General features: G+C 74.9%; 11 protein-coding genes. 2 read left to right on the top strand and 9 right to left on the bottom strand.

Features of this window, described 5'->3' with window-relative positions; all coding sequences use genetic code 11:
* Positions 1–525: 525 nt before the first annotated feature.
* On the bottom strand, positions 526–1392 hold the full coding sequence (locus I6A81_RS41640; RefSeq protein ID WP_203010526.1) for a hypothetical protein: 867 nt from the start codon (positions 1390–1392) through the stop codon (positions 526–528).
* Between the two features lie 1957 nt (positions 1393–3349).
* Positions 3350–4765 carry a pyruvate kinase gene (gene pyk / locus I6A81_RS41645; RefSeq protein ID WP_203007803.1) on the bottom strand — a complete coding sequence of 472 codons (1416 nt, stop codon included), beginning with the start codon at positions 4763–4765 and terminating at the stop codon, positions 3350–3352.
* A 340-nt stretch (positions 4766–5105) separates the two neighbouring features.
* Between pyk and I6A81_RS44555 the strand changes: the two genes are divergently transcribed.
* Complete coding sequence (locus I6A81_RS44555; RefSeq protein ID WP_203007802.1) at positions 5106–5264, top strand: hypothetical protein; 159 nt, start codon at positions 5106–5108, stop codon at positions 5262–5264.
* Between the two features lie 68 nt (positions 5265–5332).
* On the opposite strand, the gene I6A81_RS41650 is transcribed toward I6A81_RS44555, so the two are convergent.
* The 3 genes from I6A81_RS41650 to I6A81_RS41660 form a co-directional block, all read right to left on the bottom strand.
* Positions 5333–7231, bottom strand: a complete 1899-nt coding sequence (locus tag I6A81_RS41650; RefSeq protein WP_203007800.1) for an ABC transporter ATP-binding protein — start codon at positions 7229–7231, stop codon at positions 5333–5335.
* A 257-nt stretch (positions 7232–7488) separates the two neighbouring features.
* Positions 7489–8259, bottom strand: coding sequence for an enoyl-CoA hydratase/isomerase family protein (locus I6A81_RS41655; protein WP_203010527.1), 771 nt, complete (start codon positions 8257–8259; stop codon positions 7489–7491).
* Positions 8260–8261: 2 nt separating this feature from the next.
* Positions 8262–8480 (bottom strand): helix-turn-helix domain-containing protein, encoded by a 219-nt coding sequence (locus I6A81_RS41660; protein WP_027141265.1) that lies wholly within the window; start codon positions 8478–8480, stop codon positions 8262–8264.
* A gap of 681 nt (positions 8481–9161) precedes the next feature.
* Between I6A81_RS41660 and I6A81_RS41665 the strand changes: the two genes are divergently transcribed.
* On the top strand, positions 9162–10430 hold the full coding sequence (locus tag I6A81_RS41665; RefSeq protein ID WP_203005738.1) for a hypothetical protein: 1269 nt from the start codon (positions 9162–9164) through the stop codon (positions 10428–10430).
* Positions 10431–10465: 35 nt separating this feature from the next.
* Here the strand turns inward: I6A81_RS41665 and I6A81_RS41670 are convergent, their stop codons facing one another.
* From I6A81_RS41670 to I6A81_RS41685, 4 genes are all read right to left on the bottom strand, one after another.
* The gene (locus I6A81_RS41670; protein WP_203005739.1) at positions 10466–11398 is read right to left on the bottom strand and encodes a cation diffusion facilitator family transporter; all 933 of its coding nucleotides are present in this window, start codon (positions 11396–11398) and stop codon (positions 10466–10468) included.
* Positions 11399–11526: 128 nt separating this feature from the next.
* On the bottom strand, positions 11527–13140 hold the full coding sequence (locus I6A81_RS41675; protein WP_203005740.1) for an ABC-F family ATP-binding cassette domain-containing protein: 1614 nt from the start codon (positions 13138–13140) through the stop codon (positions 11527–11529).
* Between the two features lie 615 nt (positions 13141–13755).
* Positions 13756–14601 carry a transglutaminase family protein gene (locus I6A81_RS41680; protein WP_203005741.1) on the bottom strand — a complete coding sequence of 282 codons (846 nt, stop codon included), beginning with the start codon at positions 14599–14601 and terminating at the stop codon, positions 13756–13758.
* A gap of 37 nt (positions 14602–14638) precedes the next feature.
* On the bottom strand, positions 14639–15583 hold the full coding sequence (locus I6A81_RS41685; protein ID WP_203005742.1) for an alpha-E domain-containing protein: 945 nt from the start codon (positions 15581–15583) through the stop codon (positions 14639–14641).
* Between the last annotated feature and the right edge of the window lie 156 nt (positions 15584–15739).

Genomic DNA, 15739 nt, shown 5'->3' on the forward strand with positions numbered 1-15739 from the left:
CGGGGGCTCGGTGATGTTTATAAGACACTGGCGGCTCCCGGGCCGGCCGGCGCGGGAGGTCCCCACCGCCGCCCAGCTGGGCTGGACGGCCCTGGCGCGGGCGATCTCGGTGCCGGCGAGCGCGGCCCGGTCAGGCGTGTACCGGTGGTACGAGGCCCGGCCGAACGGGGCACGGTCGGGCGGGATCCCGGCGCCGGAGGCCCGGTCGGGCGGGATTCGGCCGGCCGGGGCTCGGTCCGCGCCGTGCCCGCGGAGGTGTCCGTGTCGGAGCTCACGCCTCGCTCGACCGGACCGTTTCGGTCCCCGCCGGCGGCGGCGCCGGAAGCGACGGGTGTGTCGGAATGGGTTCGTGAGTCGGGCAGCTCCGCGCCCGACGGCACCCGATACTCGGCCACCCATAGGTGTTACCATGCGTAACCGTCCAGTGCCCGTCGACCACCGGGCGCTGACGCGGCTCCCGCGGCGTCCCCGGCCGTCGCCGTGATCGCCCGGCGCCCGGGAACTGGCGTGCCGCGATCCGCCTGGCTACCGGCTTCGGCCCGCCCGATGGTCGCCGCCGGCGCGGACCGCCGGTGGGCGGTCGTCCCCTGCGGGCCGCGGCGGGCCGGCGTGGCCGGCGCGCCGCAGCGCGATCGCCGCCAGCAGCGCGACCGCGCCGGCCGCGAGCGAGGCGTACAGGCCGATCTCCGGCTCCACGATGATCCGGTCGGCGGAGATCCCACGGAAGGTGGCCAGGGTCGGCGGGCCGATGAGCAGGTCGCAGCCGGCGATGACGACGAGCAGGCCGGCGAGCAGCGGGCTCAGCGCCGCGTCCGCGACCGACAGCCGCCGGCGCGCGAGCCGCGCCGCGCCGAGGAGCGTCAGCGCGGCCCCCAGGACCAGCGTGACCCGCCCGTCCCCGACGGTCAGGCCGCTGAACGTCCGCCGTTCGTCGCTGGCGACCAGCGTGCTCCAGGGAGCGAACGCGGCGCCCACCGCCACGAGCCCCGCGACAAGCAGCAGGAACGACGGCAACGGCCGCCTCGCCGGCCGTGCCGCCGGCGCGGCGGCGTCCTGAGCGGCCCGCCCGGCCTGGCCGTCGGCGTCGGCCCCCCACCAGCCGTCGGCGGCGCTGGCCGCTGGTGGCGGGTCGACCGGCTCGACCGGGACCGTCTGGTCGCGCCCGGCCGGGACGGGCTCGGCGCGGGCCACGGCGGCGTCGCCGGCCCGCGCGGAACGCTGCTCCGGGGCGCGGGAGTCGGCCGGGCGCGGCCGGGCGCCCGTCCGCGGCAACGCCGCCGTGCTGTCCGGGCTCGGACCGGCCGGTCCGGCCGGGTGGGCGTCCCCGGCGTCCGGCGTGGCCACCTCGGCGGGGCGCTCCGGCGGGTGGGGCGCGCCTCGCCGGAGCGACACCCACATCGTCGGCGTCTCGGGGCGCGCGGCGCGCGGCTCCGGCGGGGCGGCCTTCGAGGCCGCTGGGGTTGGGGCGGAGGCGGCGCGCTCGCTGTCCGCCCCACCCCCCTGGCCCGCCGCCCACGCGCGGGCCGTCGGCTCCGCGGCCGGCCTGGGCCGCGGCGGCGGGGACGCCGGGCTCGGGGCGGGCGCGGGAGCCCGCGGCGGTGGCGCCGAGGAAGCCGGCGCGGTCGTGGGCTTCGCCGTGGCCGCGGGAGCAGCCGAGGCAGCCGAGGCGGCCGGAGCGGCGGGCTTCGCCGGAGCGGACGCGGCCTTCGCCGGTGAAGAAGCGGCCTTCGGCTGTGGAGACGCGGCCTTCGGTGGTGGCATCGGCCCGCCCGCCGGGGGCGTGTCGTCCTCGGGCTTGCCGGAGCGCCCGAACCACCCACCGCCAGCCTCCGTCCCGGGCTGGGCGGAGGAACGCCCGGCTGGGCCGGCCGCGGCGCCGCCGGCCGACGTCCGGGAGGTTCCCTGCTCGCCGGCGCGGCCGGATCCCGTCGCGGAACCTGTCCCGGCCGCGGAACCCGCCCCGGTCGCGGGCCGGGTCCGGCCCACCCAGGATGTCCGCTCGCTGTCGCGGGAGGCCGGTTCCTGCCTGGCCGGGGCCGGCCGCGCCACCGCGGCGGAGCCTGCGGTCGTGGAGCCGGCGGCGCCCGTCCCGGAGGTGCCGGAGCCGCCCGGCCTCGATCCGGCGGGGCCGCCGCCCGGCGAGCCCGCGCGCGGCGCGGCGCCCGGCGCCGCCGCTGGACGCGGGTCGGCCGCCGCGGGCCGGCCCGGAGCGGCCGGCGGTGTCCCGGGCCTCGGGGCGGCCGGCGTCGAGGGAGAGGACGACGGAGAGGATGGCTGTGGGGACGACGGCTGTGGGGGCGACGCGGAGCCAGGGCTCGCCGGCGCCGGGCGGACCGGGGGCGATGGGGGCTGGCCGCCGGCGGGGCGGGCCGGGGCGGCCGGGGGCGACGCCGGCCTGGACGGCGTGGCTGGCTTCGTCGGCGTGGCTGGCTTCGTCGGTGCCGACGAAGGCTTCGCGATGGCGGGGGAAGTATGCGGCACGGGCGCGGCTGGCGGGACCGGCCTGCCGGGGGGCGCCGCCGCGCCGCGCTGGCCGGGCGCTCCCGCCGCCGGTGGTCGCTGCTGTCCCGTCCCGCCTGGCGCGGGTCTGGCGGCGGGCGACCCCGCGTTCGCCGCGCTGGCGGCCGAGCCGCCCGGCGCGGAACCGGTGGAGCCTGTGGGTGGACGGGCCGGGCCGGAGGAGCGCGGGACGGTGGGGCTCGCCGCCGGCAGGCGGTCGGCGGTGCCGCCAGCAGCCGCTGACGGGCGGCCAGGTGCGCCTGGCTGGCCGCCCTGGGCACCGCTCGGCGAGCCCGGACGACCGCCGGCCGCCGGCCGCGAGGGGTCACCGGCCGGGAAGGACGAGGCGGGCCTGGCCGGCGGCCCGGCTGGCCCGGCCGGCGCGGCGGCGGGGCGAGCCGACGCCGCACCCGGCCGGATGACCGCCGGGCCCGCCGATGGGGACCCCGGAGAACCGGCTGGGCCGCCCGGGCCGCCGCCCGGCCGCTGCGGGGCCGGGGCGCCCGGCGCCCCGGCCGGGCGGGGGCGCGCGGGTGTCCCGGCCGGCTCGGCCGGTTCCGGCCCGTCCGGCTCCGGGGCCGCCGTCGGTTTGCCCTGCTCGACCATCCACCCGCTCCCGACGCTGGACGCGACACCGTCAGCGCCTCGCCCCGTGCGACACCGACAGGCCGGGACCTTACCTAGCCGGCCGGGGCGCGCCTACCAGCGGCGTCGAGGAAAGCCTCGGGTGGAGGCGAAAGGCCGGCGGTGCCGCGACGGCGCCAGCCGGGTGGCCGGCACGGGCGACCACGGCCGGGCACCGCCCCGCGGCGACGAGTCCGCCGCCGCGGGGCGCGGACCATGCCCAGGTTCAGACGGCCTCCCCGATCCGGTGGACGCGCATGGTGTTGGTCATGCCGGCGACGCCCGGCGGGGTGCCGGCGACGACCACGACCAGCTCACCAGGCTGGCATCGACCGATCTTGAGCAGGGCCTCGTCGACCTGGCGGACCATCTCGTCGGTGCTGTTCGCGAACGGCACCACGAAGGTCTCGACGCCCCACAGCAGCGCCATCTGGCTGCGCACCGCGGGGATCGGGGTGAACCCGAGCACCGGGACGTGGGAGCGGTACCGGGCCAGCCGGCGAGCGGTGTCGCCCGACAGCGTGTGCGCGACCAGGTAACGAGCCCCCACCGCGGAACCGACCTCGGCCGCCGCCTGGGCGATGGCGCCGCCGAGCGTGCGCGGGGCCGTACGCAGCGCCGGCAGCCGGGACAGGTCCTGCTCCGCGGTCTTGATGATGCTGGCCATGGTCGCCGCGGCCTCGATCGGGTAGGCCCCGACGCTGGTCTCGGCCGACAGCATGATCGCGTCGGCGCCGTCCAGCACGGCGTTCGCGCAGTCGCTCGCCTCGGCCCGGGTGGGTCTCGGCGCGCTGACCATCGACTCGAGCACCTGGGTGGCGACGATGACGGGCTTGGCCCGCTCGCGGGCCGCGCTGACCGCGCGCTTCTGGACCAGCGGCACGTCCTCGAGCGGCAGCTCGACGCCCAGGTCGCCGCGGGCGACCATCAGGGCGTCGAACGCCTCGATGATGCCGTCCAGTTCCGCGACGGCCTGCGGCTTCTCGATCTTGGCGATGACCGGGATCCGGATCCCGACCTCGTCCATCACCGCGCGGACCTTCGCGGCATCCGCCGCGGAGCGGACGAACGACAACGCGATCATGTCGACGCCCAGTTCGAGGGCGTAGCGCAGGTCCTCCTCGTCCTTCTCGGTGAGCGCGGGGACCGTGAGCGCCGCGCTCGGGATGTTCATCCCCTTGTGGTCGCTGACGGGGCCCCCGATGACGACGGTGGTGTGCACGTCGGTATCCGTGACACCGTCGATCGTGAGCACCAGCCGGCCGTCGTCGACCAGGATCCGGTCGCCGGCCTGGACGTCTCCGGGCAGTCCCGGGTAGGTCGTGCCGACCTGGTGCTGGTCACCAGAGACGTCCCGAACGGTGATGGTGAACTGTTCACCGGGTACGAGGGTCACCCCGCCCGTGGCGAACGTTCCCAGCCGGATCTTCGGGCCCTGCAGGTCGGCGAGGATGCCGACGGCACGCCCGGCCGCGTCGCTGGCCTCCCGGACCCGCCGGTAGACCGCCGCGTGCTGCTCATGGCTGCCATGGGAGAAGTTAAGACGGGCGATGTCCATTCCCGCGTCGACGAGGGCTCGTACCCGCTCCGGGGAGTTGGTCGCGGGGCCCAAGGTACATACAATCTTGGCTCTTCGTGGCACGACTCAAAGCCTAGAAAATGATCGACTCGGATTGGACGCCGCCCCGGTCACAAGTTGGGTCGCGTCACCGTTCCGGGCCACCTTCGCCTGACACTTCCGGCGTTACGGACATGCGGTAACTCGATGCAGCCGGAGCCGAGACGGCGTACGGTCGAGCAGCCGACATCCGTCGGCGGTTTCCCGTCAGATGGGCGACAGCTCCGCGCCCGGCCGTCGGGGACCTAAACGGTCAGCACAGCGCGGGAAAGCGGGCAACGGCGCCCGGCGATCTCTCCTGATGCGCTCGCGATGTGCGGAGGTCGAGGATGATACAACGGCCCGAGGTCTCCCGGAGCATGCCATGAGCGGCAATCCGGCCATTCACCGCCGGCCGTCGGGCGACGTCGACATCGCCGTTCCCCAGGACGAGCCCGAACCGCAGCTCGACGCGCCGGGGGCGAGTTCCAACAACGCCCCAAGCGAAGCCGGATTTTCGGGATCTCCTGCCACAGGGGAATAGCGAGACGCTACCGTTCCAATTCCACGGGGCGATCTTCTCGAGGTCATGTTCCGGGCGGCCGGCTCCCGTCAGGCCGCCGCCGGCGCGGGCGAGTCGTCGGCGAACTGGGTGCGGTACAGCTCGGCGTACAGGCCGTCGCGGGCCAGCAGGTCCGCGTGCCGGCCCTCCTCGACCACCCGGCCGTCGGCGACGACCAGGATCCGGTCCGCGTCGCGGACCGTCGACAGCCGATGCGCGATGACCAGCGCCGTTCGTCCCGTCAGCGCCGCCGTCAGCGCCCGCTGCACGGCCGCCTCCGACTCGCTGTCCAGGTGCGCGGTCGCCTCGTCCAGGACGACGACGCTCGGTTCCTTCACCAGCAGCCGGGCGATCGCGAGCCGCTGCTTCTCGCCACCGGAGAGCCGGTAGCCGCGGTCGCCGACGACGGTGTCCAGGCCGTCGGGCAGCGAGCGCACGAGCGCGCCGATCTGGGCGGCGTCCAGCGCGGCCCACATCCGCTCGTCGGTGGCGTCGGCCCGGGCGAAGGCCAGGTTCGCCCGGATCGTGTCGTGGAACATGTGGGCGTCCTGGGTGACGACGCCCACGGTGGCGCGCAGCGACTCGAGGGTGACGTCGCGCACGTCCAGGCCGCCGACGCGGACCGCGCCGTCGAGCGCGTCGTAGATCCTCGGCACCAGCTGGCTGATCGTGGTCTTGCCCGCCCCCGACGGGCCGACCAGCGCGACGAGCTCGCCCGGCGCGACCCGGAACGTCACGTCGCGCAGCACCGGCGCCGGCACGCGCGGGTCGAGCACGGCGACCGACTCCAGCGACGCCAGTGACACCTCGCTCGCGGCCGGGTAGCGGAACCCGACGTGGTCGAACTCGACGCTGGCCCCGCCCGGCGGCACGTCGAGGGCGGCGGCGCCGGGCCTGTCCTCGATCGCCGGCTTCAGGTCGAGGACCTCGAAGACCCGCTCGAACGACACCAGCGCGGTCATCACGTCGACGTGCACGTTCGACAGCTGGGTCAGCGGCCCGTACAGCCGGGTCAGGTAGGCGGTCAGGGCCACGATCGTGCCGACCTCGATGTGCCCCTGCGCGGCGTAGCGGCCGCCGACGCCATAGACGACGGCCGTCGCGAGGGCGGCGACCAGCGTCATCGAGGCGAAGAAGATCCGCCCGAACATGGCCTGGGCGACGCCGATGTCGCGGACCCGGCCGGCCTGGCCGCGGAAGGTCGCGACCTCACGGCCCTGGTCGCCGTAGAGCTTGCCCAGCAGCGCGCCGGCGACGTTGAACCGCTCGGTCATGGTCGTGTTCATCTCGGCGTTGAGGGCGTAGCTCTCCCGGGTCAGCGCGGCGAGCCGGGGCGCGAGCAGCTTCGCCGGGACGACGAACACCGGCAGCAGGACGAGCGCGATCAGCGTGACCTGCCAGGACAGGGTGAACATCGCGGCGAGCACGAAGCCGACCGTGAGGATGTTGGAGAAGACCGCCGCGAGGGTGTTGGTGAACGCGGACTGCGCGCCGAGCACGTCGTTGTTGAGCCGGGTGATCAGCGCGCCCGTCTGGGTGCGGCTGAAGAAGGCCAGCGGCTGGCGCTGCACGTGGTCGAACACCTTCGAGCGCATCTCGAAGATCAGGCCCTCGCCGATCCGCGCCGACAGCCAGCGCTGCAGCAGCGACAGCCCGGCGTCGATCACGGCGATGACCGCGATGACGCCGGCGAGCGCCTCGACAAGGCCGACCCGGCCCGGGATGATCCCCTCGTCGATGATGACCTTGAAGAGCAGCGGAAGCGCCGTGCCCAGCGCCGCCTGGACCACGACCACCAGCAGGAACGCCGCGAGCGGACGGCGGTAGGGGCGGGCGAACTCGCCGATCCGCCGGATCGTCCCCGGCCGCAGTTTCTGCCGCGCGACCGACCTGTCACGCTGGAAGCTGCGCATCGTCGACCAGGAGCCCTGCCCCATCGGGGATGTCATCCGCCGCTCGCGTCCCTTCGCCGTCCCGGGTCGTCGGCCCGCCGGGCCGTGTGCCCACCGGGCCAGCCGCGGGATGTCATCCGGACAGGTCCGCGACCGTCCTCCGACGTAAGGCGCGACCCGGCGACCGACATTCCCGGTCCACGCGGCGTCGAGTGCCATGACCGGTGACGGAGCGTCGCCACGGCTGGCCAGGCGCGAGGCGGGGACGAGGTCAGGACGAGGCGGGGTGGCGGGCGCCGGCCGCGGTCGGTGGGCTAGCCGGCCGGGTGGGTGACCAGGCAGCGGGCTAGGGCGGCCCGCTCGGCGGCGAGCGTCTCACCACGGCCGCGGTGAGCGGCCCCGCGCAGCAGTGCCTTGGTCTCGGCGGCGGCGGCGCGCGGCGCGGCCAGGATGGCGGCGACCAGCTCGTCGACGGCCGCGTCCAGCCCGGCGGGCGGCACGACCCGCTGCGCGACGCCGAGCGCGCACGCCTCGGCCGCGGCGAGCCGCCGCCCGGTCAGGCAGAGGTCGAGCGCGGTCGGGTAGCCGACGAGGTCGACCAGTGTGCTGGTGACGCCGAGGCCGGGGACCAGCCCCAGGACCGCTTCGGGCAACGAGAGCACGGTGTCCTCGGTGAGGACACGCAGGTCACAGGCCAGCGCGAGCTGCAGGCCGGCGCCGCTGGTCGGCCCGTTCACCGCCGCGACGCTGACCAGGTCCGCCCGGGCGGACAGCCAGCCGAATCCGGCCTGCCATGCGGCGACGCGCCGTTCCACGGCGCCGAGGGCGTCAGTCTCCCTGGTGGAGTCCAGCGCCGTGGGAATCCCCGCGGAGCAGGACCAGATGTCACCACGCAGGACGACGACCCGTACATCTCCGGTCAGCGCCCGGCTGACCTCGGTGAGCGCCTCGGCCGCCGCGGGCAGCCGGGCGGGTTCGGCCGGGTCGCCGCCGGCCGAGGCGCGAAACGTCACGGTCGCGACGGAACTCGCGACCGAGAGTCCAAGACCGGCCGCCGCCATCCAGGCGGCGGCCGGCGTGGGCACGATCAGGCGCTCTTCTTCTTGCTGCCCCGGGTCGCCCCACCACGGCCCCGCAGGGTCGTTCCGGACTCGGACAGGATCCGGTGCACGAACCCGTACGAGCGGCCCGACGACTCGGCGAGGAGTCGGATGCTCTGCCCGGACTCGTACTTCTTCCGAAGCTCGGCGGCCAGCTTGTCACGCTCGGCGCCGGTGATCCGGGTTCCTTTCCTAAGCTCGGCCAACGTGGCCCCCTCCATGTCGAGATGATCTGCGAACCGATCTTCACCCAGCTTCGGGAAACGCGCCACTCGAAGCGCGTGTGATCCATCACACGCGATCAGTGGCCCCCGGCCGCGCCCGTGAGCACGACGTTCCCCCATCCGCGCCGCCGACCCCCCGGCCGGAACGGCCGGCGGACGGGCCTACGGCCAGTCGCGTACGCCTCCGGCGAACACGCCGGCGATGCCGCACCCGAGCCACGCCACGGATGGATCAACGTCACGGGGCCAGTTTCCACAATCGCGGGTGCGACGCCTAACAGGGGCCACGGCGCGTCGCGGGCAGTGACGGCCAACGGCCCTTCAGGACTGGCCATGACCAGCCCGTGGGGCGTTCCGGGCAGCGCGGTCCAGGAACCGCGGCCCGGGTCGGACCGGGCCGTCCGTCGTGTCGCGGGTCACAGGGGGCGCCGGGCGCCGGCCGGCGCCGACGTGCCGGTCGGGCGAACGGCGGCCGCAGTGGTTACCGTGCTGGTGTGATCGTGGTACCGGGGCCCGTCGGATGAGCGCCATCCGATGAACGCCGCCGGTACCGCCTCGAGGTCCCCGTCCGACTCCCCGTCCGGGACGCCGGCCGAGGCGCCGGCACGGCCGTGGTGGGCGCCGCCGCGGCGGGCCCAGGCGGCGGGGTGGATGGTGGCGGCGATGCGCGGCCAGCCCGGGGAGGTGGCGCTCTGGGCCGCCGCGACGGCCGCGCTGGCGGGCGTGACCGCGCTGCTGGTGGCGGCCGGGGCCCGATACGCCGGGGCCGGGCATGGCGCGGGCGAGGGCCTGGCCGGCGGTACGCTGCCGCTGGCCTGGCCGCCGCGGCTGACGCCCGCGACGCTGCTCGCCCCGGCGGTGGCCGCCGTCGTGCTCGGCTCGGCGGCGTTGGCCGGCCGACGCCGCGCGGATCGGCCAGCGCCGCGGTTCGCGCCGCTGCTGGGCCTGGCGTATGTGGCGACCGTCGGCTGGTGGCTCGCGCTGGCCGTGGCCGCCCAGGACGGGCCTCGGGTGTCCGCTGGCCTGCTCGGCGCCGCCGACGAGCGGCCGTCCGGCCTGCTGCGCGCGTCGACGGGCCAGCCACCGGGGCCGGAGCTGCTGGTCTGGGCGCTGGCTCGGCTCGGGATCCACGGCGAGTTGCCGGTGGGCGTGGCGTTCACCGTGCTCGGCGCGCTCGTCGTGCCGCTGGTGGCCGTCGCGGTGCGCTCGCTGTGCCACGAGCCAGCCGCGCGTCGGCTGCTGCCGGTGTTGACGCTCGCCCCGTGGGCGCCGTTCGCTCTTGGCGAACGAGACGCCGTCACCGCGGCCGTCGCGGCCGCGGCGGTGGCCGTCGGGGTGGTCGGCTGCGAGCGCGGCAGGCGCGCCTGGTGGGCGCTCGGGGCCGGCCTGCTGCTCGGCGTGGCCGGGCTGTTCGCCTATTCGGCGATGTGGCTCGGCGTGGCGGTGGCCGCGGCGTACTTCGTCCGGCGGCGCCCGTTATTGAACGTGATCACGGGCGCCGGCGCGCTGGCGCCGTTGTTCGCGCTGCGGCTCGCCGACTACTCCTGGCCGGACGGGCTGGCCAGGGCGGGCGCCGGCCTGTTCGACCGCGCGGCGCTGACCTGGCTGGTGCCCGATCTGCTGACCGTCCTGCTGTGCTGCGGACCTGTGCTGGTCCGGTCCGCGCGGCGGGTCTCGATGACGCCGGGGTGGCCGTTCCTGGTGGGCGCGGCCGCCGCCGCGCTGTTCGCCCTCGTGGCGGGCCTGGCGGTCGGCGGCACGCAGGCGGCCTGGCTGCCGCTGTTCGGCTGGCTGGTGGTGCCGGCGGTCGCGCCCCGGCCCCGCCCGGCGCTGCCCGGCGACACGAGCAGCGCCGGGCCGATCCCCTACGGCCTCGTGGCCGTCGGCGGGGCGCTGGCGGTCGTCCTGGCGGCGCTGCTCATGCCTCGCTGAGCCGGCCTGGCCACGCCCCCGCCCGACGCGGCCGGTCAGCCCGCCTCGGCGACGGCGACGGCGCTCGGGATGTCCGGCTCCAGGTAGATCCGGCAGGTGATCGAGGTGACGGCGCGCAGCCGGCTCTCGGCCTCGTCGATCGCCGCGGCGACCTGGGCGGTGGTCAGCCCCTCGTCGACACCGATCTTGGCCGCGACCAGCAGCTCGTCGGGCCCGAGGTGCAGGGTGCGCATGTGGACGACGGCGGTGACCGACGGCGCGGACGCCAACGCCTCCCGGATCGCGGCGACCACCGGCGCCGCGGCCGCCTCGCCGACGAGCATGCTGTAGCTCTCGATGGCGACCACTACGGCCACGACCAGGAGCAGCACGCCGATGGCGAGCGTGCCAGCGGCGTCCCAGATCGGGTCGTCGAGCAGCAGCGTGAGACCGACGCCGCAGAGCGCGAAGACCAGGCCGACGAGCGCGGCGAGGTCCTCCAGCAGCACGACCGGCAGCTCCGGCGAGCGCTCGTCCCGGATGAACCGCCACCAGGTCGCGTCGCCCTTGATGTGGCGCGACTCCTTGATCGCGGTACGGAACGAGAAGCTCTCCAGCACGATCGCCACGGCCAGGACGATGATCGCGATCAGGCCGGACTCGAGGTGATGCGGGTGACGCAGCTTCTCGATGCCCTCGTAGACCGAGAAGAGCCCACCGACGGTGAACAGCACGATGCCGACCAGGAAGCCCGCGATGTAGCGGGACCGCCCGAACCCGAAGGGATGGGTCTCGTCCGCCGGCTTGGTCGACTGACGCTGCCCGAGCAGCAGCAGCGCCTGGTTACCGGAGTCGGCCAGCGAGTGGATCGACTCGGCCAGCATTGACGACGACCGGGTGAACAGGAACGCGATGAACTTGGCCACCGCGATCCCCAGGTTCGCGGCCAGTGCCGCCAGAACCGCCTTCGTCCCACCGCCCGCGCTCACCCGGAACCCTTCCCCTCGCCGTACCGCGGGCCCGTCAGCCCGCGACCTGCCGCAAGTGTGCCAACTTGGCCAGACGGGTGTTCCTTCGGGTGGTTCTACACGGGGGTAGCAGCCGGTAAACCACCGGCTCAGGCCAGGGCGATGAGCTCCAGCAGGTCCGGCGACCAGCTGTCCTCGACGCCGTCTGGCAGCATCAGCACCTTGTCCGGGTTGAGCGCCTCGACGGCGCCCGGGTCGTGGGTGACCAGCACGACCGAGCCCTTGTAGGTCGCCAGCGCCGCCAGCACCTCGTCGCGCGAGGCCGGGTCCAGGTTGTTCGTCGGCTCGTCGAGCAGCAGCACGTTGGCCGCCGAGCAGACCAGGCCGGCGAGCGCGAGCCGGGTCTTCTCACCGCCCGAGAGGGTGCCGGCCGGCTGGTCGACCGTCTCGCCGCTGAACAGGAAGGCGCCGAGGATCCGGCGCAGCTCCACCTCGGAGGTGTCCGGCGCGGCGGAGCGCATGTTGTCCAGCACCGAGCGGTCATGGTCGAGCGTCTCGTGTTCCTGGGCGTAGTAGCCCAGCCGGAGCCCATGCCCGGGGTTGACCTGGCCGGTGTCCGGCGTCTCGACGCCGGCGAGCAGCCGCAGCAGCGTCGTCTTGCCGGCGCCGTTGAGGCCGAGCACGACGACCCGGGTGCCCCGGTCGATCGCCAGGTCGACGTCGGTGAACACCTCCAGCGAGCCGTACGACTTCGACAGGCCCTCGGCGGTCAGCGGGGTGCGCCCGCACGGCGCCGGCGTCGGGAAGCGCAGCCTGGCCACCTTGTCGGCGACCCGCAGGTCGGCCAGGCCCGAGGCGAGGCGCTCGGCGCGCCGGTCCATCTGGTGCGCGGCCCGCGCCTTCGTCGCCTTGGCACGCATCTTGTCGGCCTGCGCCTTGAGCGCGTCGATCTTCTTCTCGGCGTTGGCCCGCTCCCGCTTGCGGCGCTTCTCGTCCTGCTCGCGCTGCGTGAGGTAGGTCTTCCAGCCGACGTTGTAGACATCGAGCGCCGCCCGGTTGGCGTCCAGGTGGAAGACCTTGTTGACGCTGCGGTCGAGCAGGTCGACGTCGTGACTGATCACGATCAGGCCGCCGTTGTGCGCGCGCAGGAAGTCACGCAGCCACCCGATCGAGTCGGCGTCGAGGTGGTTGGTCGGTTCGTCGAGCAGCAGCGTCGCGTCCTCGTTGCCGGCGCCGGCGAACAGGATGCGGGCGAGCTCGACGCGGCGGCGCTGGCCGCCGGACAGGGTGCCGATCTGCTGGGCGAGCACCCGGTCGGGCAGCCCCAGCGAGGAACAGATCCGGGCGGCCTCCGCCTCGGCGGCGTAGCCACCGAGCACGCCGAAGCGCTCCTCAAGGCGGCCGTAGCGGCGCACCGCCCGGTCCCGGGCCACGTCGTCGGCGAGCTCGGCCATCTCGGTCTGCAGCTTGTCCATCTCGCGCAGGATCTCGTCGAGGCCCCTGGCGGACAGCACCCGGTCGCGCGCCGACTCGGTCAGGTCGCCGCTGCGCGGGTCCTGCGGCAGGTACCCGACGTCGCCGCGCACGTCGATCTTGCCGGCGAACGGCAGCGTCTCGCGGGCCAGCGTCTTGAGCAGCGTGGTCTTGCCGGCGCCGTTGCGCCCGACCAGGCCGATCCGGTCGTTCGGCTGCACCCGGAACGACACCGGCTCGACCAGCGTCCGGGCCCCGGCCCGCAGCTCCAGGTCCGTAGCAATGATCATGCGAGGAGATGGCCTCTCGAAACGGGCGGAAGACAAGCCCGACCGCCGAAGCGGCGGCTCGTCGTGGGCGGGCGTCGCGGGCTGGCGAGGACCGCGCCGGCCATCTGCCGGTGGGCGGACATGGCCAAGCCGGCTGTTCACTCCAGCTGGACGAGCCGCTCCATCACGTCTCTGAGGTCACTTCCGCTCGGGTACCGCGACATGGCCACCGCGCGCGGCCGCATACGCGGGCTCATGCTCCCGAGCGCGACAGGGCGATGCCTTCAGGGTACGTGCCGCGCGACGCGCGGCGGTTGCCGACGGGTAACGCCGGCATCGCCATCGCCCATCCGGCGCGGCGGACCGGCGAGCCCTGACCCCGGCCGCGCGCCTTCGGGCCAGGGTCTGGGCGGCGTCCTTGACGCTGGCCAGACCCGGTAACCACCCTGGTCGCCCCTGAGTCCTGGGATCGGGCCATGAGCCGTGGTGCCGAAAGGCGCCGCGTCCGGCACCAAGGCCCCTGGGATCAAGGCCGGGCGCCACAAGCCATGACCGGAGATGATCAGCGGGACATGCCCGGCCCGTGCCCGCGGGTTATGCGGGCTCTCGAACCGCCCTGGGCCACGAGAACAGGGGCTAGCTCAGGCGGGTGACGTTGACCGTGACGCCGAGCGAGCTGGACGTGCCGCCCGAGTACACGCCGCGCATCGGTGGGACGTCGTCGTAGTCCCGGCCCCGGGCGACGACGACGTGCCGCTGCCCGGCGGGCACCGCGTTCGTCGGGTCGAAGCCCCACCACTCGCCGAACCAGCCCTCCACCCAGGCGTGGCTCTGCCCGGCGACGGTCTGGCCGATCTCCGCCTCGGCGACCGGGTGCAGGTAGCCGGAGACGTAGCGCGCCGGCATCCCCGCGGCGCGCATCAGCACGCACGCCAGGTGCGCGAAGTCCTGGCAGACGCCCTCGCCCTGCCGCCAGGCGTCGACGGCGGACGTGTGCACCCCGGTCGTGCCGGCGTGGTACTCGAGCCGGTCGCGTACCCAGTCGCCCACGGCGACGATGAAGTCGGCCGGGCTGTGCGCCGCGGCGAGCTCCAGGCCCGCCGCGGCCAGTTCCGGATGCTCCGGGGTGTAGAGGGCCGGGCGGAGGAACTCGACGTAGCGGTCGGCGACGTCGTCGCCGCGCAGCGCCGCCCAGGACGGGGCGTCGACAGGCCGCTCGGGCTCCGGCGCCGTGCGCACCAGCGAGCGCCCGGTGACCACCAGCTCGGTGTGCGGAAGGTGCACGTCGAACGCGGTGACCTGGCTGCCCCAGTAGTCCCAGTACCGGTAGGTGGTGGCCGCGGGCTCGGTGCGCACCATCGCCTCCAGGGTGAGCTGCCCGCCGCCGGTCTGCGGAATGATCCGCGCCTCGTTGTACGACGACACCACCGGCGACGCGTACCGGTACCCGGTCGAGTGCTCGACGCGGATCTGCCAGCTCACGTGCGTGTCTCCTCTCGGGCCTCGGGCGGGACCGCCCTCAGGCGGGCACCTCGGTCGCCCAGGCGCGCGGCGTCTCGCGGGCGAAGTAGCGGGCGGTGACGGCGGCGCTGACCTCCGAGCAGGTGCGCTGCAGGCCGCGCAGCAGTTCGGGCATGTCCTCGACCAGCTCGGCGACGTCGCGGAACTCCAGCTCGGTGCGGGCGAGGCCCACCGCGCGCCGGCCGGCGTCGTGCACGGTGGAACGGCCCAGGCGGCGCCCGCTGTCCAGCTCGGCGAGGATCTGCTCGGCGAGCGCGAGCGACCAGTACACCGAGCGGGGGAACAGCCGGTCGAGCAGCAGGAACTCGGCCACTCGGGAGGCGTCGACGGCGCGCCGGTAGGTACGCAGGTAGGACTCGTGCGCCCCGCAGGAGCGCAGCAGGCTGACCCAGCTCTGCGAGTTCGGGGCGTCGCTGATGCTCGACGACAGCAGCCGGGCGGTCATGTCGACCCGCTCCAGGCCGCGGCCCAGCACCAGGAACCGCCAGCCGTCGTCCCTGGCCAGGGTGGCGTCCACCAGCCCGGCGAGCATCGCGGTGCGCTCCCGGATGTACCGGAAGAACACATGGGGACCGAGCCGGCTGGCGAGCTCCTCGGTGTACTCCAGCTCGTTCCAGGTCGCGTTGAGGCACTCCCAGACCTCGCTGGAGACCACCACCCGGGCGCTGCGAGCGTTCTCCCGGGCGGCGGAGATCGCGCCGACGATGCTCGACTGGTTGGTCCGGTCGTAGCCGAGCAGCTCGGTGACCAGCTGGGAGTCGACCGGCGCCACGACCGTGGCGACCCCCATCACGGCGAGCAGCTCACGGCCCGCCGACTCCTCGTCCAGCCAGGGGTCCTCGAGCACCCGGTGAACGTGCACGTCGAGGATGCGCGACGTGCTCTCGGCGCGCTCCACATAGCGCCCGATCCAGAACAGCGACTCCGCGATCCGGCTCAGCATGGTGTTTCCGTTTCGTTGGTTCGCTGTGTTTCCTTGGTTCGCTCCGTCCGGGCGCGGTGCTCCGGCCCCTTGCTCGCTTCGCTCCCAAGGGACCTCCGCACCGCGTCCTCCTCCGCGAACGTGCGCTCCGGCGACCTCCGCCGCGGCCCGGCCACG

Origin of the sequence: Frankia nepalensis, assembly GCF_016786325.1 — a bacterium.
Taxonomy (GTDB): domain Bacteria; phylum Actinomycetota; class Actinomycetes; order Frankiales; family Frankiaceae; genus Pseudofrankia; species Pseudofrankia nepalensis.